This is a genomic window from Vibrio sp. 10N.261.46.E11, assembly GCF_041472735.1.
Lineage (GTDB): Bacteria > Pseudomonadota > Gammaproteobacteria > Enterobacterales > Vibrionaceae > Vibrio.
On record NZ_JBFRQW010000002.1, the window covers coordinates 116,318 to 142,711 of the forward strand.

At 44.0% G+C, this 26,394-nt stretch carries 22 protein-coding genes; 12 read left to right on the forward strand and 10 right to left on the reverse strand.

Annotated elements, in window-relative coordinates:
* Nucleotides 1–103: 103 nt before the first annotated feature.
* The gene (locus AB4407_RS00960) at nt 104–1,504 is read right to left on the reverse strand and encodes a DUF1254 domain-containing protein (RefSeq protein ID WP_372117705.1); all 1,401 of its coding nucleotides are present in this window, start codon (nt 1,502–1,504) and stop codon (nt 104–106) included.
* A gap of 242 nt (nt 1,505–1,746) precedes the next feature.
* On the opposite strand from AB4407_RS00960, the gene AB4407_RS00965 reads away from it, so the two are divergent.
* The 5 genes from AB4407_RS00965 to AB4407_RS00985 all read left to right on the forward strand — a co-directional run bounded on the left by AB4407_RS00965 (nt 1,747) and on the right by AB4407_RS00985 (nt 7,656).
* Nucleotides 1,747–2,898 carry an anaerobic sulfatase maturase gene (locus AB4407_RS00965; RefSeq protein ID WP_372117708.1) on the forward strand — a complete coding sequence of 384 codons (1,152 nt, stop codon included), beginning with the start codon at nt 1,747–1,749 and terminating at the stop codon, nt 2,896–2,898.
* 17 nt (nt 2,899–2,915) lie between these two features.
* A complete protein-coding gene (locus tag AB4407_RS00970; protein WP_372117710.1) occupies nt 2,916–3,812 on the forward strand; it encodes a LysR family transcriptional regulator in 897 nt (298 codons plus the stop codon).
* Nucleotides 3,813–3,997: 185 nt separating this feature from the next.
* The gene (locus AB4407_RS00975; protein WP_372117713.1) at nt 3,998–5,536 is read left to right on the forward strand and encodes a sulfatase-like hydrolase/transferase; all 1,539 of its coding nucleotides are present in this window, start codon (nt 3,998–4,000) and stop codon (nt 5,534–5,536) included.
* 71 nt (nt 5,537–5,607) lie between these two features.
* Nucleotides 5,608–7,086 (forward strand): DUF1254 domain-containing protein, encoded by a 1,479-nt coding sequence (locus tag AB4407_RS00980; RefSeq protein WP_372117715.1) that lies wholly within the window; start codon nt 5,608–5,610, stop codon nt 7,084–7,086.
* 333 nt (nt 7,087–7,419) lie between these two features.
* Nucleotides 7,420–7,656, forward strand: a complete 237-nt coding sequence (locus AB4407_RS00985; protein ID WP_372117717.1) for a YdcH family protein — start codon at nt 7,420–7,422, stop codon at nt 7,654–7,656.
* A gap of 273 nt (nt 7,657–7,929) precedes the next feature.
* On the opposite strand, the gene glpD is transcribed toward AB4407_RS00985, so the two are convergent.
* From glpD to AB4407_RS01010, 5 genes are all read right to left on the reverse strand, one after another.
* Nucleotides 7,930–9,489 carry a glycerol-3-phosphate dehydrogenase gene (glpD, locus tag AB4407_RS00990; RefSeq protein WP_372117720.1) on the reverse strand — a complete coding sequence of 520 codons (1,560 nt, stop codon included), beginning with the start codon at nt 9,487–9,489 and terminating at the stop codon, nt 7,930–7,932.
* Between the two features lie 270 nt (nt 9,490–9,759).
* Nucleotides 9,760–10,545 (reverse strand): DeoR/GlpR family transcriptional regulator, encoded by a 786-nt coding sequence (locus AB4407_RS00995; protein WP_048609889.1) that lies wholly within the window; start codon nt 10,543–10,545, stop codon nt 9,760–9,762.
* Between the two features lie 275 nt (nt 10,546–10,820).
* Nucleotides 10,821–12,341 (reverse strand): glycerol kinase GlpK, encoded by a 1,521-nt coding sequence (gene glpK / locus AB4407_RS01000; protein ID WP_372117722.1) that lies wholly within the window; start codon nt 12,339–12,341, stop codon nt 10,821–10,823.
* 59 nt (nt 12,342–12,400) lie between these two features.
* Entirely contained in the window at nt 12,401–13,255 is an 855-nt protein-coding gene (locus AB4407_RS01005; RefSeq protein ID WP_372117725.1) for an MIP/aquaporin family protein, read from the reverse strand.
* A gap of 447 nt (nt 13,256–13,702) precedes the next feature.
* Nucleotides 13,703–14,134, reverse strand: coding sequence for a PACE efflux transporter (locus AB4407_RS01010; protein ID WP_372117728.1), 432 nt, complete (start codon nt 14,132–14,134; stop codon nt 13,703–13,705).
* Between the two features lie 127 nt (nt 14,135–14,261).
* Between AB4407_RS01010 and AB4407_RS01015 the strand changes: the two genes are divergently transcribed.
* The gene (locus tag AB4407_RS01015; RefSeq protein WP_372117729.1) at nt 14,262–15,149 is read left to right on the forward strand and encodes a LysR family transcriptional regulator; all 888 of its coding nucleotides are present in this window, start codon (nt 14,262–14,264) and stop codon (nt 15,147–15,149) included.
* Nucleotides 15,150–15,262: 113 nt separating this feature from the next.
* On the opposite strand, the gene arsB is transcribed toward AB4407_RS01015, so the two are convergent.
* Together arsB and AB4407_RS01025 are read right to left on the reverse strand one after the other, a co-directional pair.
* Nucleotides 15,263–16,318 carry an ACR3 family arsenite efflux transporter gene (arsB, locus tag AB4407_RS01020; protein ID WP_372117732.1) on the reverse strand — a complete coding sequence of 352 codons (1,056 nt, stop codon included), beginning with the start codon at nt 16,316–16,318 and terminating at the stop codon, nt 15,263–15,265.
* A 103-nt stretch (nt 16,319–16,421) separates the two neighbouring features.
* A complete protein-coding gene (locus AB4407_RS01025; protein ID WP_372117734.1) occupies nt 16,422–16,763 on the reverse strand; it encodes an ArsR/SmtB family transcription factor in 342 nt (113 codons plus the stop codon).
* A gap of 319 nt (nt 16,764–17,082) precedes the next feature.
* Here AB4407_RS01025 and AB4407_RS01030 point away from each other — a divergent pair, with 319 nt between their 5' ends.
* The 6 genes from AB4407_RS01030 to AB4407_RS01055 all read left to right on the forward strand — a co-directional run bounded on the left by AB4407_RS01030 (nt 17,083) and on the right by AB4407_RS01055 (nt 24,930).
* Nucleotides 17,083–17,880 carry a Cof-type HAD-IIB family hydrolase gene (locus AB4407_RS01030; protein ID WP_372117737.1) on the forward strand — a complete coding sequence of 266 codons (798 nt, stop codon included), beginning with the start codon at nt 17,083–17,085 and terminating at the stop codon, nt 17,878–17,880.
* A 181-nt stretch (nt 17,881–18,061) separates the two neighbouring features.
* A complete protein-coding gene (locus AB4407_RS01035; RefSeq protein ID WP_372117740.1) occupies nt 18,062–18,709 on the forward strand; it encodes a DsbA family oxidoreductase in 648 nt (215 codons plus the stop codon).
* Between the two features lie 34 nt (nt 18,710–18,743).
* Nucleotides 18,744–19,952, forward strand: a complete 1,209-nt coding sequence (locus AB4407_RS01040) for a winged helix-turn-helix domain-containing protein (protein WP_372117743.1) — start codon at nt 18,744–18,746, stop codon at nt 19,950–19,952.
* A gap of 234 nt (nt 19,953–20,186) precedes the next feature.
* Nucleotides 20,187–20,525 (forward strand): Fis family transcriptional regulator, encoded by a 339-nt coding sequence (locus tag AB4407_RS01045; protein WP_372117745.1) that lies wholly within the window; start codon nt 20,187–20,189, stop codon nt 20,523–20,525.
* A gap of 208 nt (nt 20,526–20,733) precedes the next feature.
* Complete coding sequence (locus AB4407_RS01050) at nt 20,734–22,281, forward strand: hypothetical protein (protein WP_372117747.1); 1,548 nt, start codon at nt 20,734–20,736, stop codon at nt 22,279–22,281.
* A 402-nt stretch (nt 22,282–22,683) separates the two neighbouring features.
* Entirely contained in the window at nt 22,684–24,930 is a 2,247-nt protein-coding gene (locus AB4407_RS01055; protein ID WP_372117749.1) for a hypothetical protein, read from the forward strand.
* Nucleotides 24,931–24,983: 53 nt separating this feature from the next.
* Here the strand turns inward: AB4407_RS01055 and AB4407_RS01060 are convergent, their stop codons facing one another.
* Together AB4407_RS01060 and ulaG are read right to left on the reverse strand one after the other, a co-directional pair.
* Nucleotides 24,984–25,226: a hypothetical protein gene (locus tag AB4407_RS01060; RefSeq protein ID WP_372117752.1), complete on the reverse strand. Its 243-nt coding sequence runs from the start codon at nt 25,224–25,226 to the stop codon at nt 24,984–24,986.
* A 68-nt stretch (nt 25,227–25,294) separates the two neighbouring features.
* Nucleotides 25,295–26,362 (reverse strand): L-ascorbate 6-phosphate lactonase, encoded by a 1,068-nt coding sequence (gene ulaG, locus AB4407_RS01065; protein ID WP_372117755.1) that lies wholly within the window; start codon nt 26,360–26,362, stop codon nt 25,295–25,297.
* Nucleotides 26,363–26,394: the final 32 nt, after the last annotated feature.

Consider the following 26,394-nt stretch of genomic DNA (forward strand, 5'->3'; position numbering starts at 1 on the left):
TTCGTGTTTCTAACAGTTTGAGCCATGCTCTTCGAGAGAGAAGCCATTGCCACGAGCGCACCTTAAATCCCCGTGGCAATTGGCTTAACTGAGCTAATTGAGGCTAAAGTTTTTCAACTTGTGGCAGTGGATATTCATTGTCGAGAACGGCTTGAGTCGGCTCATACAGACGCATGTGAAGATAGAAATCATCTTGAGGTGCAGGCAGCCAGTTACACGTCGGATCGGTTGGTTTTACGTATTGAATGCATATTGGTAAGGTGCCGTCTTCTGCGTATTTCAGCTCATCTTTACGATTGGTTGAAATGGAGTAGCGTTGAATGAAGTTCTCAACCATGAACAGGTTTTTAGCGTCGTACATGGTCAAAGACCAAAAGGCGTCAGCGGGTGCATCGGCAGGCATGGTCATTCGATATTGATTGGATCCCGACAGTTGCTCGCCATTCGAGTCTGTGTATCGATTTGGGTAGAGTGCTCGCTCTGGTACATTCAAACCAGCCGCACGCATATTGATGCTCGCTCGGCTCAGGTAATCATTTCCGTAGCGGCCACCCTCGTACATCATCGACCAGCCATTATTGACATCGCCGATGCTTCGACCAGCGTATTGAATGATCTGTTGTGAAGACTCAATCGCGCGCATTAGCCCTTTTTTCTGTGCTGAGGTTAGCGCTTCAGGGTTAAAGGGGGTCGATCCTCCAATACCAATTTGTTGGAATTGATCAACGATGGCAGCATCTTCTGGAATCGGGTTTTTTCGTAGTTCACGGTCAATTAGCGAATACCACTCTAGCCCTTCAGGCCTCGCCATGGGTGGGATACGACCTGTCGAAGCTTTGAGCTCTACGATGTCATGCGCTGCGCCGAGTTGATCGAGTGGGTAGCTGAGGAATTTATCGTGAATAACCAGTGCGTCATTGAGGTCTTGCTCGCCAAACACGCCCGTTCGTTGAATCAACCAAACCATAGGAGTGCGAGATTCTACGACACGATCAATTCCCTCTGGTACTTCACCAGCCCATCCTTTGTTGACCAAAAGCACTTTTGAACCTTGGTCGCCTACATTCTTCACGTGCAGATCTTCAATCGAATCTGAGTAAGCATCCAATAGCTGAACAATGTAGTAACGGTTATCGGTGCGAGGAATATCAATCACCATTGGACCTGATAAATCCAGATCGTAGTGAGCTTGTGAGTAGAGCGTATCGTTGTTGACGGTCGGTACAATCCTATCCTGAGGTCCGGATAGAACGCGTGTTTTACCCATCTCATTCAATGGTGCCATAGCGTTGTCCATCGGCGCATCAACAGATGTGGTCGTTTGCCTAACCGCAGCCACGGTTAATGGACCCGTACCATAGATAAATGCTTGAACACCTAGATTGTAAGCGAGCTCTTCTTCAGGATTAATAGATTGTTGGGCAAGGGATGGCATCGCGATAATACTGGATAAAGAACACACTAAACTGGTCAGTACACTTTTCTTATAGAGGAGCTTTCTCATAGAACACCTTAGATCGTAGGAACAGAATTAGGCATTTATCATATGAGCAAGTGAGATTAAGGAGTGTAATAGCCGATATTAAGGATGTTAATAGTCTAATTTTACCACTCAAGTATTTGTTTTAGTTAACATTATTTTAGGGTGGTGAAGCGACTCTACGACGTGTGCAGGTAGGGGGCGTGAGGCGCTATTGTTTGATTGATTTTCGGTTGATATGTTGGCAAAAAAGTACGGGAATCGATATGAACACATCTACTTATCCTTTTAGCTTATTCATTAAAGCAGAAGGGGCTCAATGTAATTTGGATTGTAGCTACTGCTATTATCTTAATAGACAAGATGTCGATAAGAGGTCTTCAATGTCTCTGGACATGATGGAGAAAATTGTCGGTGCTCATATCGACGCGCAGCCAATGAAAGATCAGCAAGTGGACTTTATCTGGCATGGTGGCGAGCCTATGTTAAGAGGGCTCGATTTCTATGAAGCTGCGATGAAAACGCAGGCAAGCAAAGCGACTACCAAGCTCGTCGTGAATACGATGCAGACCAATGGAACCATGATTAACGATCGTTGGGCGAGTTTCTTTGCTAAACACAATTTCATGATGGGCATTAGTATCGACGGGCCCAATATCCTGAATGACATCGCTCGGATCGACAAAAATGGCGAGTCGTCTTTTGAACGCACAATGCGTGGGATGTCTTATCTAAAGAAGCACAATGTTGATTTTAATACGTTAACGGTCGTGAACAATAAAACCTACAAATACGGTAAAACGATCTATCAGTTTTTGGTTGAAAATGGCAGTGGTTACATGCAGTTTCAGCCTTGTATCGATCATGAGTTGGACAGGCGAACAGGGCATGATTGGTCGTTAACCGGTGAGCAATGGGGGCAATTTCTTTGTGATTTGTTTGATGCATGGAGCGCCAATGATGTCGGTAAAGTGTATATCCAGTTTTTTGAAAACTGTCTAATGGTATTGATGGGTTACCAAAGCCAAATGTGCCATCACAGCGCGACTTGTGGACAGCAATTAATGGTTGAGCATGACGGCAATGTTTACAGTTGTGACCATTATGGGTATCAAGATCATCAACTGGGCACCATGAACAGTGATAAGCTTGCAACCATGGCGAGCTCACCAGAACAAATCGCGTTTGGCACCAACAAATATGAAGAGTTAAACAGCACTTGTCGACGTTGTGACTTTGTTGAACTCTGCCAAGGTGGTTGTCCTAAAAACAGAATAGCAACAATCGAAGATGGCAGTCCGATGAATCATTTATGCCAAGGGTATGAGATGTTTTTTCGTCACGCATTACCCAAATTATTGCCTATGGTAGAAGCGATGAAAAAAGGGTATTCGCCAGCGTACTTTCCACTTTTCTAAATCATTTGGAGTAGGGCATGACCAAAGACCTAAACTTACTGCGGCTCATTTTGGTGCTTAATGAAACTCGTCAAACGGTGAGTGCAGCCAAAACCTTGAACGTAAGTCAGCCGACGATCAGTGTCATGCTTCGTAAGCTCAGAGAACAATTTGATGATGAGTTGTTTGTTAGAGATAAAGCAAGGCTTGAACCCACCCCAAAATGCTTGAAGCTCATCGAAACCTTGCCTCTACTATTAGAACAGCTAGACAACCTTTACATACCCAATGATGAGTGGGGCTTGGAAGATTTAAGAGGGGAGGTTCAAATCATGCTGCCTTCCCCGCTGTTGATCCCAGTGGGTGTGCCACTAATCAAAAAGCTGACCAAAGAAGCGCCGCAAGTGACGTTCCAATGCTCACCTTGGTTAGATAATGGCGTCCAGTCTCTAGAGACCAACCGAATGTGTTGGGGAGTGAGCTATCTTCCTATGGACGTCAATAAAACCCTGACTGAACGCCCAGTTGGCTTTGATAAGTTCATGTTGGTGCTAAGAGCAGACCACCCAATTCAAGGCAACTCCCTTGAGGACATTCTGAAATACCCACTCTGTATCAATATGATCCCTGGTTACATTCAGCCGACCAAGACGGAAATGTTGATCAAAAAATACGACTTAGATAAACACATCGGGCTCAGAAGCAACAATATGAATTTGATGCTAGAAGTCGTTAAGGACAGCGACTTCATCTATGTAACATCGTCGAGATGCCGCTATTTGCTTGATCACTCTTATCGTTGTATCGATTTACCGCCGGAACTATTGAAAGATACCTATCGTCGAGAATTGGCACTGTTTACTCATCAAGCAAACCGCAATAATCCGTTCACGGATTGGCTTCAAAAAGAAATCACGTCGATTATTCAATCCTAGCATCACGCTACTATTCCCTTTAAATAACTCCCCTTTCTAACGGCCACTATTAAGAATCGTAATAGTGGCTATCAAGCCATTTTTGGCGTCTTTCTTATACCATTTACCTCAACAATGGTTCGCTGAGACATGCACAATTTTCGTTGTGACTTCAGCGATTTACTCATAGTGAATGAGGGTTATAAATGTATAAGTCTTTTGTTAAATCCGCTCTGGCGCTTTCGGTACTGGCGAGCGTCAATGTACACGCAGCGAGCCAACCCAACGTGGTTGCCATCATGCTCGATGATGTGAGCCCAACGGATCTGTCTGCTTACCACCGTGGTTTAGGCGCGGTGGATACGCCGAACATTGATCGAATTGCCGAACGCGGCATGATGGTCAGCGATTACTACGCACAAGGCAGTTCTACTGCGGGGCGATCTGCCTTTATCACGGGTCAATATCCATTCAGAACAGGCTTAACGTCTGTCGGTCAGCCGGGCTCTTCACTTGGCCTTCAAAAAGAAGATCCAACCCTAGCCGAAATGTTGAAAGACAAAGGCTATGCGACCGTGCATGTCGGTAAAAGTCACTTAGGCGATAACAATAGTCACCTGCCAACGGTGCACGGCTTTGATGAATTCTTCGGTTTCCTTTACCACCTTAATGTTATGGAGATGCCTGAACAGCCTGAATTCCGAACAGACCCTAACTTCAGAGGACGCCCTCGTAACGTTCTTCACACTATCGCTACCGAGAGTGTGGACATGCAAGAAGACCCAAGGTTTGGTGTGGTTGGAAAGCAAACGATTGAAGATAAAGGTCCTTTAGGCGCTAAACGCATGCAAACCGTTGATGGCGAATTTTTAGAGTTTGCTACAAATTGGCTTGATAGACATGAAGCGGAGAAAGACGAACAACCTTACTTCATGTGGTACAACCCGACTCGTATGCACCAAAAAACGCACGTACGTCCGGAATATCAAGGCGCGAGCCAAATCAACACCTACTACGATGGCTTGATCGAACTGGATGACCAGATCGGTGTGTTACTCGATAAGCTTGAAGACTTGGGCGAAATCGACAACACCATCATTCTCTTCACCTCTGACAACGGCGTAAACCTAGATCACTGGCCTGATTCAGGCTCTGCCTCATTCAGAGGACAAAAAGGCACGACATGGGATGGCGGTTTCCGTGTGCCTATGCTGGTCAGCTGGCCAGATAAAATCCCTCAAGGTGAATACACCGATGGCTTCATGACATCTGAAGACTGGGTGCCAACCATTATGGCTGCAGTGGGTGAAGGCGACATTAAGCAAGAGCTGCTTGATGGAAAAGAGTTAAACGGCGAGCGTTACCAAGTCCACTTGGATGGTTATAACCAGCTGGATATGTTGACCAAAGGCGAGCCGAGTCAACGTCATGAGTTCTTCTTCTACAACGAACAAGATTTGAATGCGTTCCGAGTTGATGACTGGAAAGTGCACCTAAAAACCAAAACGGAGTGGATTGCGCCGCCTGAAGAGTGGCCGCTAGGGATGCTGATTAACATCAAGGCTGACCCTTACGAGCGCAGCCCTGATACTCGAGGTTGGTTCTTATGGATGAAAGAGAAGTCTTGGGTATTACCAAAACTGCACAAAGCAGCCGCGAAATATCAGAAGTCTCTTGAAGCGTTTCCACCAAGACAGAAGGCTGGTGGTATTGGTATGGCAGACAAATCAGTGGTTGCTGACTAACGCCAAATACGACTCATGCAGGTGTGCTGTAACAAGCACACCTTTCGCACTCCTTTTAGTTGGGATATCCAATGATGAAAAAAAATAGACTTGCGACAGCACTGGCTTGTGCTTTCATGGTTGCACTTCCGTCTCCGGTATTTGCGAGCCAATCAGTGGATGCTACGAGCGCAGTTTTAGCAACAACCGTTGCAACAAAAACAACCATAGCGACAAACACCGCTATTGGGATAAAAACGGAGACTTTACCCGTCGAAATGGCGAGCTTAGCGTCGCTCAAAAAAGACAATCAGCTATTGGCACAACTTGCCTACGAGTATGCGTACTCGATAGATGAAGCCTACAAATACTTTTACAAAACCGTCGTTGAGCAAAACTACCCTTTAAATCAATTTCAAAATATCCGCATACTTGCTGACGACACTTACACTGCGCACCCGACGATTAACAATGACACGTTACACTTGATGGGGTGGATGGACCTAGCAGCAGAGCCGGTCATCATTACGATTCCAGACCATGATGAAAATCGATATTGGCTGTTCCATACCATGAATATGCAGCACTTTACTGACTCGGCTTTTGGCTCTCCACAGCGAGGCACAAAAGGTGGCAGTTTCATGTATGCAGTTGAAGGGTGGAAAGGTGAAGTCCCTGCGAGTGTCGACCAAGTCATCTATGTCGAGCACCCGCTAGTCAAGATGATGGGTCGAATCATGGATCTTGGCGGTGACGATTCTGCAACCGCTCAAAAGCTAATGGATCAATGGAACATTAGGACGTTGTCGGAATACTTAGGTCAGAAAGGTCCAGAGCCCGTTGTTCGCGAGTATCCTGATCCTGAAGACTCTAATTGGGTCGAACGAACCAATTTTATCTTGTCTGAAGGAACGATGAAGGTACATGACCAAAAGCTTCTTGAGCAATTTAAGCAACTTGGTTTAGGTGACTCTGATTTAGGCAAAGCCAATCATCCATTTACGGTAGAGCAGCTTCGTATGATCGAGTCTGGCCAAAAAGAAGGGCTAGAACGAATCATTAATGCGGGCTTTGATGATTCACGTGACGTATTAGGTACTCGTGATGAAATGACCAAGGTTCCAAGCTTTCAACACGCCTACGGTACGTTAATGGGCCAATGGGGGCTGCCTGCAAAGCACACTATGTATAGCGGTGACTTCTTTGATAGTGAAGGTGGTGCGCTCGATGGCGGAAAATATGATTACACTGTGACCTTCGATGCGCCACCGCTAGAGGAGGGTGGTTTTTGGTCATACACTGCCTACAGTGGTGAAACCCGATTGATGGAGCAAAATGACTTAAATCGTCATTCTCGTGGAGACAGAACGTTAACGCCCAATGCTGATGGCAGCTACACCATTTACATGAGTAGTGATGTAAAAGGGCATGAAGATGAGCCTAACTTCTTACCTATCCCCGATCACCAATGGTATTCAGTGTTACGCATGTACACGCCCGGTGAAGAGGTCATAACAGACAAGTGGAAATCGACACCGTTTACTAAGGTTGAAAAAGGCTCGATTAAGTGAGCATTTAAATCGCCAATGAGTGAAAAAGCGCAGAGCGTAAACAATAACGAACTTAGAAAGCTGAACTTTGAGAAATTGAAGTTCTGCTTTTTGTAAACATAGGTTCGTTGACTAATGAAGCGATACTTTTTTCATTAAGCAAGGCTTTAGCGGTAGGTCCGGCTTTCTTCTATGTAAAACAACGTACCCCAACCGACTCGTGTTGTAAATTTGTGAATCTGAATTGTCTATATTCTAGGCTGTGTACTGGATCTCATTTGTTATTTGAGTCCCTTGCTAAGGTAAATAGTGAATGTGTACTACCAATCACTTTACTCAACTTAAGAGGTTTCTATGCTAGGTGAAAATCACTCTCTTGTTCACGAATTTCCTGAAATGAAAGACAAAATTGCTGAGCTTGCTAAAACTGACGATGGCTTTGCAGAAGATATGAAGACATACGACAACCTTGATAAAGAGATTCGTAAACTAGAGCTGAAAGATTCACCCATTGATGACGGCTCGATGCACCAATTGAAACATGATCGTTCTGAGCTTAAAGATTCACTGTATGCTCGCTTAATTGCCTAGCTAGCGGGTTATTTTGCTGAATAGCTAAATTAAATAGTTAGTTAGCGAATTGCAGATTGAGACGAAAAAAACTCCTTAGGGAGTTTTTTTCGTTTCTGCGTTCCAGTCTCTATTTCAACGCATAAGAATATTTGGATACAATAAACCGTAGATATAGGAAAACTCAATTAGCACTATGGTTTTGTAAATAAGGTGGGTATAAAAAAGCTTAGCGCGGGGGACGCTAAGCTTCGTTGTTAAGTGTGTTCTTGAGCCATGCTTAGGCTGGTGGGGTTAGCCTACTTGAGAAAAGCTCACTACCTTGCTTTGTAGTTTCTCTTTCAGGTAATCAGTTACTGCATGCTGCTCTGATTCACTCATGTACAGACCAAGCTTGGTTCTGCGCCACAAGATGTCTTCGTCAGTCATCGCCATCTCTTCATTGATCAAGTAATCGATCTCAACTTGATAAACGCCATGCGCTTCGTTTGAGAATTGGATACCAAGGTCAGCTTCGCTAGTTGCGCCTTCCAGTAGCTTCCACGTGTAAGTACCGAATTGAGTCACGTAACGAAGTAATAGCGCTTCAGATGCCCAAGGGTATTTAGTGTGGATCATCTTCGCAAGCTGCTCTCTGCTACAACTAAAGTTACCACCTGGAAGCGTGTCGTTAGCTGTCCATGGTGCCCCCATGTTGGTTAGGTGTGGCTCAAGCTTCTTAAGTGCCGCTTCGCCGAGTTTTCGATAAGTGGTTAACTTGCCACCGAAAACCGAAAGCAAAGGTGCTTGATCCAGCTCTGCGTCCAATTCCAACGTGTAGTCACGAGTGATCGCTTGTGGTGAATCAGATTCGTCGTCACAAAGCGGTCTTACGCCACTGTATGTCCAAACCACGTCTTCACGACTAAGCTGATTAACAAAGTGTTGGTTAACGATATCAATCAAGTAATCCACTTCGACATCATCAATTGCGACGTTACGTGGGTCGCCTTTGTATTCAAGGTCGGTAGTGCCGATGATCGAGAATTTATCTAGGTAAGGGATCATGAACACAATACGATTGTCTTTGTTTTGCAGAATGTACGCTTGTGGTTCGTCATGAATGCGTGGCACAACAATGTGTGAGCCTTTGATCAGACGAATATTACGAGGCGAAGCCTGCTCTAGGCCATCATCAAAGAACTGTTTAACCCAAGGGCCTGCAGCGTTAACAAGCGCTTTTGCTTTGCGTTCAAAGCGTTGGTTTGTCATGACATCAAGGATTGTTACATGCCAAATACCACCTTCACGGTGCGCTTTTTCAACACGGCAGTAGTTACGTACTTCTGCGTTGTTTGCTTTTGCTGCCAACACGTTGAGCAATACCATACGCGCATCATCCACCCAGCAATCTGAGTATTCGAAGCCTGTCTTCATTTCTGGTTTCAGTAGCCCTGATTTTGCTAGGTTGACTGTCTTACTTCCAGGAAGAGTAGTGCGCTTACCCAAGTTATCGTAAAGGAATAGGCCACAGCGGATCATCCAAGCTGGGCGTAAAAATGGTCGATGAGGTAAACGGAAACGCATTGGCTGAGCAACGTGAGGCGCTTTTCTTAACAATACTTCACGTTCAGCGAGTGCTTCCGAAACCAAACGAAATTCGTAATGTTCAAGGTAGCGTAGGCCGCCATGGATAAGTTTTGAGCTGGCAGAAGACGTCGCAGAGGCAAAATCATTTGCTTCGTATAAGCCTACGTTTAAACCACGACCTGCTGCATCTGCCGCAATGCCAGCACCATTGATGCCGCCGCCAATCACGATCAAGTCTAAAGTGGAAGATGTACTGTTGTTTGAATTATTTTGTTGAGCACTCATGATTTTGACCTCTTTCTGAGCGAACGAGCATTTTAGAACATAATTGAATCCTATATGAACTTTCGTTTGCGGTCATTTATTATTTTCGTTTATGCGCGTTTTCTGTGATTTACGCATAAAAAAACCTCTGCTTATGAAAGCAGAGGTTCAAATAAGTCTAATTCGAGCATAGAAGCGACAGTGGAAGCGAGCAAGTTTTACTTTTTTAACTTTTCTATAAAGAATCGAAATTCATTTAAGAAAGTGCCGTCACTGAGCTGTTGTTTTGATTTATTCGCTCATAGGACGAGCGGTATCGATCACTTCTAACGGAATGTCTGAATCTTTAAGGATGTTGAGAATCTCTTCCGGTGGCTGCTTGTTGGTAAATACCATGTGCGCTTGAGAGATATTACCAAGCTTAACCATCGCATTACGGCCAAACTTAGTGTGGTCGACGGCTAAGAAGATGCTGCGACTGTTTTCGATGATGGCTTGTTTCACACGAACTTCGTGATAGTCAAAATCGAGCAATGAGCCATCAAAGTCGATGCCACTTATCCCCAAGATACCGAAATCAAGGCGGAACTGCTTCACGAAATCGAGTGTCGCTTCACCGACAATGCCACCATCGCGGTTACGTACTTCACCGCCCGCCAAGATAACCTTGATCTCTGGGTTCGGTAGAAGGATGCTCGCAACATTGATGTTGTTGGTCACGACTCTCAATTGTTTGTGATTTTTGTTGAGTGCGCGGGCGACCGATTCTGGTGTAGTGCCTATATCAACAAACAGGGTTGCACCATCTGGGATATGTTTAACCAGTTCGTCGGCGATCACGTCTTTTTCGTTGAAGTTAAGCGCTTTACGCGTGTTATAAGAGGTATTTTCCGAGCTTAAAGGAATGGTTGCACCACCGTGATAGCGACGGATTTTGTTGCTATCGGCAAGTTCATTGAGGTCTCGTCTGATGGTTTGTGGGCTAACATCGAACTTTTCAACGAGCTCTTCGGTACTCACATATCCTTGTGTTTTTACCAGATCTACAATCTGCTGGTGTCTTGGTATCTGCTTCACTTAACTTACCACTCCCTGCGCGCAAAGGGCTCTAGCGCGTCAAAATCGAAAATATAAACTCACGCTATTGTGCTCGAATTGATGAAAAGAGAGAAGTAATGATGGTAAGGAATCATGTCTAAACCGCAAAAACGCTGGTCAAAACATGGAATTTGAGCCTGAAACGCAAAAAAGAGCACAAAATAGTGCTCTTTTTAGTTTCGTTTGCTGAGGTTCGAACAATCGAATCGATTAATAAGGGATTATTCGTGCTCCTCTGTTAACTCACGCTCAGATTACTCTTCGTCGTCATCGTGCAGTTCAGACCAAACCTGTGCACACTTGATAGCACGTTTCCAACCTTTGTAACGGCGGTTACGCTTCTCTTCGTCGTGGTGTGGCATGAACGTGCTGTCAAGAACGGCTTTGTCTTGAAGCTCATCAATGCTGTCCCAGAAACCAACCGCTAGGCCAGCAAGGTAAGCGGCACCCAGAGCGGTTACTTCTGTTACTTCAGGGCGGTGAACTTCAGTATCCAGCACGTCTGATTGGAACTGCATTAGGAAGTTGTTCGCTACTGCGCCGCCATCAACACGTAGGTTCGCTAGCTTGATGCCTGAGTCAGCTTGCATCGCATCTAGTACGTCACGCGTTTGGTAAGCAATACCTTCCAGCGTTGCACGGATGATGTGGTTAGAGTTAACACCACGAGTCAGGCCGACAATCGTACCGCGAGCGTAAGCATCCCAGTATGGAGCGCCTAAACCAGTAAACGCAGGGACTACGTAAACGCCGTTTGAAGAGTCTACTTTGGTTGCGAAGTACTCAGAGTCTTCTGCGCCAGCCAGCAGCTTCATTTCATCACGTAGCCATTGGATTGATGCGCCACCCATGAATACTGCACCTTCAAGTGCGTATGCAGGCTCACCTTTAGGACCACATGCCAGTGTTGTTAGTAGACCGTTTTTAGACGTTACTTTCTCTTGCCCAGTGTTCATTAGAAGGAAACAACCTGTGCCGTAAGTATTCTTCGCTTGGCCTGCTTCTACACACATTTGACCGTAAAGTGCAGCTTGTTGGTCACCTGCAATACCAGCGATAGGGATACGAGTACCGCCTTTACCACCCAGGTTCGTTTGACCGTAAACCTCAGAAGAGCGTTTCACTTCAGGCATCATGATTGCTGGAATGCCCATTTCATCAAGTAGCTTCTTATCCCAGCATAGGTCGTTGATGTTGAACAACATAGTACGTGACGCGTTGGTGTAATCAGTAACGTGTACACGTCCTTGAGTCATTTTCCAAACTAACCAAGTATCAACCGTACCGAACAGTAGTTTGCCAGCTTCAGCATCTTCGCGAGCGCCTTCTACGTTATCTAGAATCCATTTTACTTTGGTACCTGAGAAATACGGGTCAAGGACTAAACCTGTATTGTCACGTACGTAGTCTTCTAGGCCTCGTGCTTTTAGGTCTTCACAGATATCTGCTGTACGACGACACTGCCATACAATTGCGTTATAAACAGGCTTGCCTGTCTCTTTGTTCCAAACAATGGTGGTTTCACGTTGGTTAGTGATACCAATGCCCGCTAGCTCATCGCTGCGAATGCCTGCTTTAGCAAGAGCTTCAACCAATGTAGAGCTTTGAGTCGCCCAGATTTCCATTGGATCATGCTCAACCCAGCCCGCTTTCGGGTAGATTTGAGTAAATTCTCGTTGAGAAGAGCTTACGATGTTTGCATCGTGGTCGAGGATTACAGCGCGAGAGCTTGTGGTGCCTTGGTCTAGGGCAACAATGTATTTTTGCTCGGTCATGGTAAGAATCCTTTTTCTTTTGTTATTTATATTTTAGTAAATGTAGGGTCGCTTAGGAATTAAGCTTGAGCTTGTTCAGCTTCTTCTTCTGTTTCACATTGGTTTGGAATTGTGCAGCCTTGGCCTTCTACTGGTAGGTAAGCACCAATAACACGTGGGTACAACCAACCACCAAAACACGCACCAGCAATTGGAGCAAGAATTGGAACGATGAAGTAAGGAATATCACGAGCACCGCTTAGTGCGAAATCCCAACCTGCAAAGTAAGCAAAAAGTTTTGGCCCGAAGTCACGAGCAGGGTTCATTGCAAAGCCAGTCAGTGGACCTAAAGAACCACCAATTACCGCAATAAGAATACCGATCAATAGAGGGTTCATTGCACCGCGAGATGCGCCGTTGTTCTCATCACCTAGCGCCAAAATGGCAAACATCAACACAGTGGTAATCACGAATTCCACAGCAAAAGCGCCTAAGAAAGAGAGTGAAGCATGTGGGTATGTTGAGAAAATACCTGCTGTTGATAGTGCGTCTTGGCTGCTACGAACAAAGTTATGTGCGATTTCGTAATCAGTAAATAGGTTGCTGTACAGGCTGTATACCAGCGCAGCAGAGCAGAATGCGCCAAGCAGTTGCGAAATGATGTAAGGCACCACTTTCGCTTTATCAAAGCCATGGAACATGGCCAGTGCAATCGTTACGGCTGGGTTGATGTGTGCGCCTGAAACGCCGGCAGTACAGTAAATTGCAATCGCAACACCGAAGCCCCAGATGATGCTGATTTCCCATTGTCCGAATGTTGCACCGGTTAATACCAGTGCTGCCACACAGCCAACGCCAAAGAATATGAGTAATCCTGTACCGATAAATTCAGCCAAGCATTGCCCAAATAAAGAAGGGTGTTTGTTTGTTGTCATGTTCGAGTCCTTGTTAGTTTGCTTATCTAGCACGTGTATTGTGCATATATTTGCGAACTCGAAAATAAACGAACATCAAAAGTGAGCGTTTGAGCATAAAATTGTTAATTAAAGTCACTTGAAATGTTAATCCGAACACTTTTGCTCGAAAAAGATGCTCGCATGAACGTCTTTGCTCGAATTGATAGGTTGCGAAGCCGCTCAAACTACCTATATGTAAATGAATGCGCAACTGGTACGAGGAGTTTCTGTTTGGATTTGTGACGCTACTTCGTGAGTGGTGGATAATTAGACTTAATTAGGGAGGGCTGTGTGATGTTTTTGCTATGTAACAAGGGCGTTAACAAATGAGCTTATATGCATAAATGAATAAACTGCCAACTAAGTTGTCGTTTGGCAGTTTCAATTTAGGTGTTTGTTCTTGTTATAAGTTAAGAACTTATAGCTCTAAACCAGAGCTGCAACTTTTCCTTTCGCAACCAACTGAGCTCGAATCGAGTCATACGCCCAGTTGAACGCAATCGCGTAAAGTACGAAGAAGATAACAATCCCGATATCCATCACTAATACCGTCCAAAAATCGAGTTGAAGTACCCACATCAGTAGCGGGAACGTCACCAGCATCAAACCCAGTTCGAAACCTAAGCCGTGCAGAATACGTGTTTTCTTGGTTCGTTTACTGCGGTCATTGCCGTAAATCTTGTCGTAACCGTAGTTGTAGACGTAGTTCCAACCCATTGCTATTAGTGACATAGCGAGTGCTAGGCCTGCCATTTCACCTGCGCCGTTTCCTGTAATATAGGTTGCAAGCCCTGCCATCAAAACCAAAGCAACTAATTCAAATAGCACCATGTGCAACATGCGTTCTTTATGTGACATCTTTTTACTCTCTTTATGTTTTCTAGCCTCTATGGGCTAATGACTTGGCTAGATAATATCTTATTAAGTGATAATATAAAGATAGTTAACATCACATGTAGTGATAGTAAGTCTTGGGAGATACCGAATGTACAACATAGAACAGCTGAAGATGTTTGTGTATGCCGTTGAATTAGGGTCATTTTCTGCCAGTGCTCGTCATTTGGGTAAGGTACAGTCGGCGGTGAGCCAAGGCATCAGTAATCTTGAAATAGATTTTAATGTTGAGCTTTTCGACCGTTCAACTCGAAAGCCTTCACTAACCAAAGCGGGTGAGCAGTTATTTAAACAAGTGAAAGCGATCGTACTTCAGGTTGAAGATCTGAACGTAACGGTTAATGCGATGGGTAGCGGTGAAGAAGGGCTCATCAAAATTGCATTAGATGATTCATTATTGCTCCCGAACCTATCTAAGATCCTTAGTGAATTCAGTAAACGATTCCCTGCGACTGAAGTTGAACTGGTTGCGTGTACTACAACAGAGGTCAACCCGTTGATTATCGAAGAGAGAGCCGACATTGGATTGATGTTTACCAACTCAGCTTTGGACGTCGGCTCTGAGCCTTGCTTTATCGGCCACTTGCCGTTTATTACCGTGTGTCATCCTAGTCACTCGCTTGCACAAACGAGTGTCGCGAAGCTTTCTGATTTACTCCCGCATCGTCAATTAATGTTGAGGGGAGACAAAGGCAAGGTGATGGATCAGTTTCCGCTAATTGCCGGAAAGGTATGGTGGTCAAACAGCTTTATTGTGATCAAAGAGATGGTCCTCGGCAGTGATATTGGATGGGCATATTTACCTAAGCACCTTGTCGAAGAGGAGCTGAATAAACAGCGTTTAGTGGAGATTAATGTCTCATTCGATCACAAAACATGGTCGCCGCCCGTTGATCTTGTTCTGTCTAAAACACGCTCAAAAGGTCCTGCACTACTTTGGCTTGAACAAGCCCTGAAAGGCCTATTAGACGAAACGTAAGCTGGACGAAACTTAATATTGGCCGAGATTGAACAAAAAAAAGGCTCACCGTTTAACGAGTGAGCCTTTCTGTTCAAAGTTATGCTGCTTTTTGTTAGCTCTAAATGTAGATGTTATACGCTAGATTTAACCGTCAGACCGTTGTAGTACTTGTCTTTCATTTTAAGCGCAACGTTCACTAGGTAAATCAGCACGGGTACTTCAATCAGTGGGCCGATAACGCCTGCAAACGCTTGGTCTGAGTTAATACCGAATACTGAGATAGCGACTGCAATCGCTAGCTCGAAGTTGTTGCCTGTCGCTGTGAATGCGATTGACGCGTTCTTGTCGTACTCAATGCCCATCTTCTTGCCAATGAAGAAGCTGATGAAGAACATTGCTGTGAAGTAGATAGTCAGTGGAACAGCAATCAACAATACGTCCATTGGCAGTTCAACAATCATTTCGCCTTTTAGGCTGAACATCAGAACGATCGTTGCCAGTAGTGCAATCAGTGTGATTGGTGAGATGCGTGGAATAAACACATCGTTGTACCACTGCTCGCCTTTCATCGACACTAGGATCTTACGGCTTAAGAAGCCTGCTAGGAATGGGATACCTAAATAGATAAGTACACTGTGTGCAATATCGATCATTGAGATATCAACCATCATGCCTTCATAACCAAATACAGGCGGTAGAACGCTGATGAATAACCACGCCATAAAGCTGTAAGTCACGACTTGGAATGCGCTGTTCAAAGCAACTAAAGCTGCGCCGTACTCTTTGTTACCGCCGCCGATATCATTCCAAACCAGAACCATCGCCACACAACGAGCAAGACCAATCAGAATCACCCCCACCATGTAACCAGGGTGATCACCCAAGAAAGTCAGTGCCAACACGAACATTAGAATAGGACCGACAACCCAGTTCATGATCAGAGACAGCTTGATGGCTTTCTTATCTTTGACCACAGTGCCTAATAGGTTGTAGTTAACCTTAGCCAAAGGTGGATACATCATTAATATAAGGCCAATTGCCAGTGGAATATTGGTTGTGCCAACAGACATGGATTCGTTCCACTGTTCAATTTGTGGGAACAAGGTGCCAAGTAGTACACCAATGCCCATGGCGATGAAGATCCACAGCGTTAAGTAGCGATCGAGAAAACCTAATTTTGGTTTCATTATATTATCTCTTTTGTTGGTATCGTTAATCGTCGAAATGCGATGTTTAAAGAAAAAAACATACGCTTAGTTTATTGTGTTCGACAAACTAAGCGTGGTTAATCTATTTTAAAATGGTGTCGATAAGCGATTCAAATTGCTGAATATTATCTCGGTTAATGCGATAGCACATCTTAGGTGGTATCGACTCAGCAGTGATGAAGCCTGAGGTTTTTAAGATTCTTAGGTGCTCTGATACTGTTGATTGGGCCAAACCCAATTCACTTACCAGATCACTGTTTAAGCAGCCGCCCGATTTTTCTAATGTTGAAAGGATACTCAATATACGAACTCTTGCCGGGTGAGCGAGCGCTTTCGCTAGAGTTGCCATTTGCTTTTCAGCTTCGACATCACTATGTCCGATTGGCAGAGCACAGCCACCAGTTGTAGAGCAAGTTTCGTTCATATTGATGTTTCGCTTTCCATAATCGTTAAAAGACGATTAATGGTAGGCCTATTTCTTTTATTGGTCAATGCGAAATTTAAAAGTCGGCTTAAATTGGCATCTCAGAACAGTGTTTTTAGTTAAGCTCGATATTCGATTTTTATCTGTTTTTACCTTCTTATTGCGCATAAATAAGATCTTAGATTTAAACAAAGAAATCGACCGAAAAGCATTGCACTCATTGGCTATTCTAGCGATATAATTGAACGCAGAACCGTTACACAAGATAACGAAAAATCATAATTTGCACTTTAATCTTTACTCATAGGTAAGCCCTGAAATGCCACAACAGAACATCAAATTTATCGCTGCTGATATGGACGGCACTCTTCTTAATGAACACGGAAAGTTAGACCCAGAATTCTTCAATCTTTATGAGCGACTAGAAGCTCAAGACATCATTTTTGCTGCGGCATCGGGTCGTCAGTATTACAGCCTGATGGAAACCTTTGCTCCGCTAAAAGATCGCATGATGTTTGTTGCTGAAAACGGCACATTGGTGATGCATAAAGGCCAAGAGCTCTACAGCTGCTTGCTTGATACTGATGCCATCAAAGAGATCATTAAAGAAGCGCGTGCGATTGAAGGTGCACACGTTGTGCTTTGTGGTAATAAATCAGCGTACATCGAAACCAAAGATGAGCGTGCTCTGGCGGAGATCTCGAAGTACTACCATCGCCGAGAGCAAGTGGAAGACTTACTGGCGGTAGAAGACGATTTCATCAAGGTGGCTATCTGTCACTTCGATGGTTCACAAGAGAAAGTGAACCCAACTATTGATGCCAAATTCGGTGAGAACTACCAAGTGGTTGTGAGTGCAAAAATTTGGTTGGATGTGATGAACGCTGAAGCGTCAAAAGGTGCGGCGATTAAGCATCTACAAAACACATTAGGTTTCACTTACGAGCAGACCATGAGTTTTGGTGATTACCTGAATGACTACGAAATGCTCAAAGAGAGCTATCACTCTTACGCAATGGAAAACGCACACCCTAAGCTGAAAGAGATCGCACGTTTTGGCGCGCCGAGTAACGTTGACGCGGGTGTATTCCAAGTACTTGAGAAGCTGCTAGCGTAACGCTCTTAAGCTCGATTCGATTTTTATCAAAGCCAACTCGTGAACATGAGTTGGCTTTTTTGTTCGTTAATGTTGAATTTAGTTAAATTTGAACGATTGTTCAGGTTGTTGTAGTCTGAAGATAAATTGGATGCCTGCTTTTACTGCAGACATGCCTTATCAATGAGCATTTGGAATGACGATGAGCAACAAACTTCAACTCGATATTATTTCTGACGTAATGTGCCCATGGTGCGTGGTCGGCTACAAAAACTTAGAGCAAGCCATTACGGAACTTGGCTTGGCGGAGCAAATTGAACTTGAATGGCAGCCATTTGAGCTTAACCCTGATATGCCGCAAGAAGGTGAAAACCTGCGTAACCATATCATGAGAAAATACGGCTCTAGCGCGGAAGAGAGCCAAAGCTCCCGTGAGCAACTGGCTGCTCGTGGCCAAGCAGTTGGGTTCGATTTCAATTTCTATGACAGCATGAGAATGGTGAATTCACGTCACCTACATGTGCTGCTTGATTTTGCTCTCTCGCACGGCAAACAGACTGAGTTAAAGCTACGCTTCTTTACGGCGCATTTCTCAGAGCAAAAAGATCTGTCTGATCTTGAAGTGATTGCACAAGAACTTGAAGCGGTTGGCTTAGATTCAACGAAGGCACTGAAGCGCCTAAAGAACACCGAGAACTTGAAGCAAATTGAAGCGCAAGAGTTTGAATGGCAGCGCATGGGCATCTCAGCAGTTCCTACTGTGGTATTCAACCGCAAGAGTGCAGTGACAGGCGCACAGACCGTAGAAACGTATAAACAAATCCTTCAAGAGCTTATGGCCGAATCATAAGCCGATCATTGGTATCAATTAGAGTCTGAATTTCATGGAATCACTTTCACTCGCTCAAGCACAAAAAATGGTATTGCTTTCGCAAAAATTGCCACCTAAGAAGCTACCACTTAAAAAGCAACGTAATGGCGGCGCTTTGGCGAATACGCTGTCTGCAATTGAAAACCTTGGCTATGTGCAAATTGATACCATTTCCGTAATTCAGCGAGCCCACCATCATACGCTTTGGAATCGCAATCAAGACTACCAACTGACTCATCTGGATAAGCTGTTAGAGCGTCGAGAAGTGTTTGAGTATTGGTCGCACGCCGCCGCGTATTTACCCATACGCGACTACCGTTTCAGCTTGCATCGAAAGAACGGGTTTGCGAGCGGTAAGCTTAAGCATTGGTATAAAAAGGATGATGCACTGATGGCGCATGTTCTCAAACGTATTGAGAGCGAAGGGCCATTAATGGCGAAAGACTTTGAAGGGGATAGACCCAACCCCGGCGGGTGGGGCGGAAAACCGGCCAAACAGGCGCTAGAGACTTTGTTTATGCAAGGTGACTTAATGGTGCCGAGCCGAGTGAACTTTCATAAGGTGTATGACCTAACCGAGCGAGTTTTGCCGAGTGGCATTGATACCTCTGAACCAACGGAACAAGAGTATATCGACCATCTGATCACGCGTTATTTAGAAGCGAACGGTGTGGGCATTGCATCGGAAATGAGCTATCTCCTTAAGAACACCAAACCACTGATTCAGAAAACACTCCAGCAGATGCTTGAAGATAAACGAGTGATGAAAGTGAGTGTTCAAGGCTTTGATTATTATGTGCTGCCGGATGCTTTTGAACTGTTGAATCAGCCTCTTTCTAGAACCAAGCTTAAGATACTCTCGCCATTTGATAATTTGCTGATTCAACGTAAGCGAATGCAATCATTGTTCAACTTTGACTACCTTCTTGAGTGCTATGTTCCAGAAGCCAAGCGCCAGTTTGGTTATTTTAGTTTGCCGATTTTGTGGCAAGGAGAGCTGGTGGCACGAATGGATTGTAAGGTTGATAGAAAGAGTCGCTTACTCAATATTCGCAACTTGGTTATGGAAGAGCGAATCAAAAAACATGAATCATTTGTTCATGCCTTATGTGATGAGCTAAAACATTTCATGGTGTTCAATCAATGTGATGAGATGGTCGTCCATAACACCACACCTTCTGATCTTGGCAAGCGTTTGATGAGTCATTGGCAAACAGTCTAATGATCTTTGCTATTTAGAGGCACTTTTTCACATAGTGATTCTGTCGTTGCTTGGAATCATGGCCGTTACTTAGATAGTTCGTTGTTGCCCAATATAACATCCATCCAATACTTCACCTTCGATGCTTTCCAATAAATACTTTGCATTTAAAACGGCCACAGTGTCCAATGTCGGTTAAGACAATATTGACTGAAAAACCTTATTTTTTAAGGTGTTAAATAGGATGCTTACTTCATGCGTAAATCAGATAAGAAGATCGAAAATCAGATCAGAGACGTGTTAACCGACGTGTGTGAAGATACGTTGAAAGGCTACGATGGTTTTCTTTGGGTGACTCATACGGTCAATTTCTCTTCTTTTCCGCAGAGTTTAAAAATCGTCTGCGTATTCGACACCAATCAAGATAGAGCTAACTTCCTAGAGGGAGGAGGCCAACAGGAAGTCTCAATGACCATCCAAAAGGCGTTCAGTCAAGTTGGGATTACATTGAAGAATATCGATAAGCACGTGAGTTTCGATACACAAGAGAATTGCGACCGTGACCACCAAGGGAAGTGGAACAAAAGGTTGTAAATAGGTTTGGGGGATCAATGAACTGAGTGCTTAGGTAATGTAATGTAATGTAATGGCTGGGTGGCTATTTAGTTTATTTTAATGAATGGGTGTCACGTATATAACGATCGCTAATTGAAGTGGAAGTATTTCTATGATTAATTGGTAATAAATACAGCCAGTTATTGAAATATGTGTGTAGGTGCACTTGAGCTTCAAAGGTGTTTAAATGAACAAAAATAAAATTACTATAACAATCCTCGCAATTTTACCTTTGCTTTCAGCATGTGGTAGCGATAGCAAGATCACTGCCACAGCGACACCTAAGCCAACCCCAGGGTTTACCTTGCCAAATGAATCGAGTTTGATTACCAATTACAATGTCGATAGTGCTTTTAATACGGTATTCCCAAGTAACTACCAGATAGCGAAAGATGCAGGTTTTGATTACTTTATTAAAATACCGTTACGCTCAGATTCAAGTATTAGTATTACCATTCTTGCGACAAAAGGTAGTGATGAGGATTTGCGTCAAGCCATTGGTGTGTGGACTTCTCTTTTGTCCGAAAATGGAGCGAATACAGAACTGAGTAAGCTTGATGTCTTTAAATCGATAAGTCAGCGTCAGGGTATGCTTCTTATGGCATCGTCAGAAGGTGATATTGGTAATCTTCAGCAAGAGCTACTGAGGTTGTTGAAAGCGCGTGAGCCTAAACTTGCTTCTGCTACGGCTGACAACTATCTAAAGTTGATAGCTTTAGATAATGATTTATTCAAAAAATATGGTTGGTTTGTACATAGCCAAGCGCTTGGTTATAACGAAACGATATACGTTGGTGAGCCTGAGTATTTCGCTGGTCCTGCTAGTACAAGAGATGCTTCAATAGAGGAAATTCTTCATATAACTCAAGCTCAAGGAATTGCACCTTTAACCGGAGATGGTAGTAAAGGCGGACTGCAAAAGAGAATAACTGAACATAGCTTGAGTATCTTCAAAGATTATCGGTATGACAGCGTAAAAGGCCTATATGTTTACGAGGATAAAGATCCTAGCAAAGATTATGTAGCTCGTAGTTCTATCTGGAGCCCACAAGCAAGTGGTGCGACTCTCGATGAAAAACGTGAAGAGCAATGGGATGGCGACTGGGGCGGTGATGATATAGGTAAAGATCTAGGAATGCCTGAACAATATAAGATGGGGCAAACTTTTTCTCATGAGTATTTTGCTGCACTAGTCGACACGTATTACGGATTGTACGGTGGGTTTAAAACTGAGTTTGGAGGAATGGATAACTACCGTTACGTTACCCGAGAAACTTTGCCTAGTGATAGTACTGGTTTTGCTATCGTCAAAGAATTTTTGCCTGAATATCATCAATATACGGCAAGGATTGATAGTGCAAAGGTCAATACGTATTTAAAAGCGAATCCGTCGTTAAATAATACATTTAAGATCCAAATTTCTTCTGATGATAAAGAAAAGTACACCTTTAAATCTCAATATATTAAAAATTTGAAAATCGTAGGTTCTGAGGCTTTAGATATACTTGGTAATTCACAGAATAATTATTTTGAGGGGAATTCTGCTAACAACACTTTCGATGGTTCTGATGGTACCGATGTATTGAAGATTAATGGTAACAAAAACGATTATTCGATTGAAAAGCTGGCTGGTGGTGTGACACAAATTTCTGGTAAATCGATTGGAACGGACAAGATTTCCAATGTGGAATACATTAAATTTAACGATGAGGTTGTTAAGGTAGACAAAATCTAGCTAAAGCGACTCAAGCACCTAAATATATCCCTTCTATTTATTCCGTTGAAAACCACTTACATCCGTAGGTGGTTTTTATCGATTTTATACTGACACAGTAAGCCTAATCCGCGCTCATTTGGTTTTTATAACGACCAACATAATCATTTCGTCCCGAACTCAAGTAGCCTTAGAGTTGAAGCCGTCATTTCCCCCTTAAGCTGGCGGTAGTTTCAGGTCGTCTTCATTCGGGTATTCGATGGCACACTTAAATGCTCGTCGAACCGGGTGGCTTAATACTTGAACTATGAACTTTTCTAGACGATACTTTTTTCGTGCATTGCTCCCTAAGTTGACGCGTAATGTATTGATTTTAAATGAGGTATTTTGAGTGGCAATAGGATCGATTAGGAAGTTTGAATCATGAAAACCTACATTTCTGGGCTGCTCGCACTCATTCTTTCATATTTAATCACCGGCTATTCTTTTGCTGTTGGTACAGCGATTGTACTGCCAGGGCAACATGAATCCGGCGCTGATTTTTCGGGCTCCCCAATGTCTGCGAATGCTGTCATTGATTGGGAAATTGCGAACAGTGACCTCGTATTTGGTTCTTATGCAGATAAAACCGACAATAAGCGAGCTACGACAATTGGGTATATGTATAACCAAAAATTGGAGCTCAATTCTGGTTGGTTGGAGAACGAACTTCGTAATAACGCAGAATTACATGGCGTTAATTTTGAAGACTTCTTTCTCCATTTTTCTGAAGATACAGTGCTCGCAGAAGTTGATAACACCCACGGTGAAAATACTCTCTTAAGTGGAAAGCCTATGATCTTGGGCTATACAGCAAGTGAAGATCATGCGGGCTTTTGGCTGCATCAAGAGCCTCCTTGGGATGCTGATGTGTTTGAGAATTTCGAACAGGGCGGGGCTTTGTATGTCTATCATGCTGAACAGTTCGAAAGGCTGACCTTTAAGTTCTCACAGTTTGCTGGCAGCGGCGAATTCTGGATTGAATACCCAACAGCGATTGACTCTCACGGAAGGGTTTCACAGTGGGAAAGGCTCGATGTAAAGAAAGACCAAACGCTCAATATGACCAAAAACCAATCGGTTATTTGGAACCTTCCGGATAACTGGGTAAGAGCCACAACTCATGATGGCAGTGGGGCGAGTTATGGTGGCGGCCAGTATTTTGGTTCAACCTTTTTGAGGGATGGTGGTCGTTTATACGTTGTGAGAGTTCGTTGGCAAAGTGAGAACGCAGACGACAGGCCGCGTTTAAAAGAAGTAACACTTGAAAACAGTTTTCCAACCGTTAAATTAACCGATGCTCCGACCACAACTCCGGACGGCAATGCTATCAGCCAATGGCGAAAAATCCGCGGTTTTGATGTGTCTGCAGACCTAGATGGTGATAACTACTTGTCGCCAAGCGAGTATCGAAATCGAACCAATGAGAACGCAACAGCGCGTTTTCGTTGGGAATCAAGAGTGGTGCCATTTGGTCGAATGTGGAGCGCGAATTCATCTTGGTCGTTAACGAACGTCGCAAACGCGGATTATTTATCAGCCATTCATTGGTACTATAAGCAAAGTTGGACAAGCCAAGGTTTGAATGGTGCGTACAACGACGACACAAATAAGCTTATTGGTTCGAACCAGTTCTATGTTCACTCTGGCGGACATGTTCAAGAGTTAGGAGCTGTTGCGGGTTCGAATCAAGCGGATGATCTCTACAAGCAACAATTTTCAGCGTTTCTAAAAAATCTATCTGCTTTAGAAAGTGATGCGTCGATTGGGTTGAACATCGGAACTGCGAACTTGCTAGGGCGAAATGGACAGTCTCATCTTAGCGAGGCCGGGTCTTTGTATCTGAGAGAGCACTACATTTTTCCGTCTACTGGGTTTAGTGGTTACTCGGGGATCTCTAAGTTCTGGGATAATTCTGCGCTCGCCTATAACGGACAAAGAGTTATTTTTCAGGCGACAACGCGTTACGGGCGAGTCCAGTATCTTGGAAATAGTGAAGATAATTGGAAGAAAGACCAATACTCGACCTTAGCTATTTATCACCTTAATCGACACGCTCAACATAGCTATTTTAATCAGTGGAGCAATGGTTACGTCTATGGAAGTGGTAACACGACTGCTGACACTACGACCGCTGACACTTTCTGGCAAAGTGGTGTCCCTAAAAATATCGCTTATCAACCAAGTTCGTTATTAGCCGTTGATTTGGGAGAGCCGAGTCATCAGATCCTACAGGGATTTGAGCCAATTCCTTTGATGCTGTCGACAACGACACCTCAACCCGCAGACTACACCATCGTTGGTGATTCATCGATGAGTGAAGTGGTGCATGCTGATCTGCCTAATGGTATGACTCACGTTCTACCTACGTTCACGTACTTTATGTATCAATCTAAAAATCAGGTGGCAGCTGGTGGCCCTGAAGATATGGTGTTAGCGAGAGAGTTCAGCAATGGTCGTGTGTTGTATCGCACGGATTTCCACGGTAAGAATTCGAGCTTTTATGAGGCAGAGAAGCTGATGATTGTATTGGACGTGCCGATGAAGCCTGTCGATGCAAACGGCAACATCGGAGAGTATGTCACGCAAATAGATATAGGTGGCTATGAAGGGCTGTTCTTGCTTTATTAGAATTATTTAGATAGACGAAGGGGGTCATTTGATAGAGCAGGATGGCGAAGGCTCTAGAAGTTTTGCATATCGACTGATTGATGACCGAAGCCAATTGATTTTGCCGCATTTAGTAGAGCTTGTTGGGTCTTGAATACCCTTGGTTTCAGCTTTCGGTCGGACTCTAAGAAACTATTTATTCCCCACTTGCTGCTTAGAACCATCAAGTAATAGCCATCATTGTTTGGAGAGTTTACGGCAATTGCTGATTCTAAATCGCCACGTTTGAAATGATTCTTAAATTCGCGTAATACCATATCAATATCCTTATTAGATGATGAAAAAAGGGAGCGAATCGCTCCCTAGCTAAAGTGGATATTAATGATTACAAGAACGCGCGGTATGGCAGTTCTGGGTCATTTTTGAATATGTCAGCAAAGCCACGGAAGTGTTGGTAGTGCATGCGACCTTTATCTGTTGGATAAGTGTATTTACCACCTACTTGCCAGAAGAAAGGTGCGAAGCCGTATTGAAGACGTTCTTTCTTCATGTTCCACAGCATCTCGATTTCACGTGGGTCGTTTTGGAAGTTAGCCCAGATATCGTGGTGGAAAGGAACAACGACTTCACAATCCAAAGATTCAGCGGCACGTAAAATGTCTGAAGACGTCATTTTGTCAGTTACGCCACGTGGGTTTTCACCGTAAGAAAGCAGTGCAACGTCGATCTTGTGGTCATTACCGTGCTTAGCGTAGTAGTTTGAGTAGTGAGAATCACCAGAGTGGTAAACTGAACCGCCTGTCGTTTCTACTAGGTAGTTCACTGCACGATCGTCCATGCCACCTAAGATATCAGTGTCTAAAGAAGAAGTGCCTTCAGGAAGTGTCACTAGAGCAGTACGGTCGAATGCATCAAGAACCTTAATATTGACGTCTTTGATCTTAATCTCGTCGCCAACTTTCGCGATAACACAACGATCTTCTGGCACACCCCATTTCATCCATAAATCAACACACGCTTTAGGACCAATGAATTTAACGTGCTCGCCACAGTTTTGTAGAACGGCTGCAGCAACGTTGATGTCAATGTGGTCGCCGTGATCATGAGATGCCATAACTGCATCGATCTCTTTAATAGCGAAAGGGTCCAATGGGAAGATTGCAGTACGTAGGTTTGGCTGAAGTGCTTCAACACCGCCCATACGCATCATTTGGTGCTGGTTTTTCATTTTTTGAACAGCTTGTGTTTTTTTACCAGTACCACACCAGAAGTCCATTGATAGGTTTGCACCACCTTCTGATTTTAGCCAAATACCTGTACAGCCAAGCCACCACATAGAAAATGTATTCGGTTGCACGACGGTTTGCTCGATCTCTTCATTTAACCATGTGCCCCACTCTGGGAATGTATTTAGGATCCAAGACTCGCGAGTGATTTCGTTTACGTTGCTCATGATAATACCTTTTATTTCAATAATTTGATTAA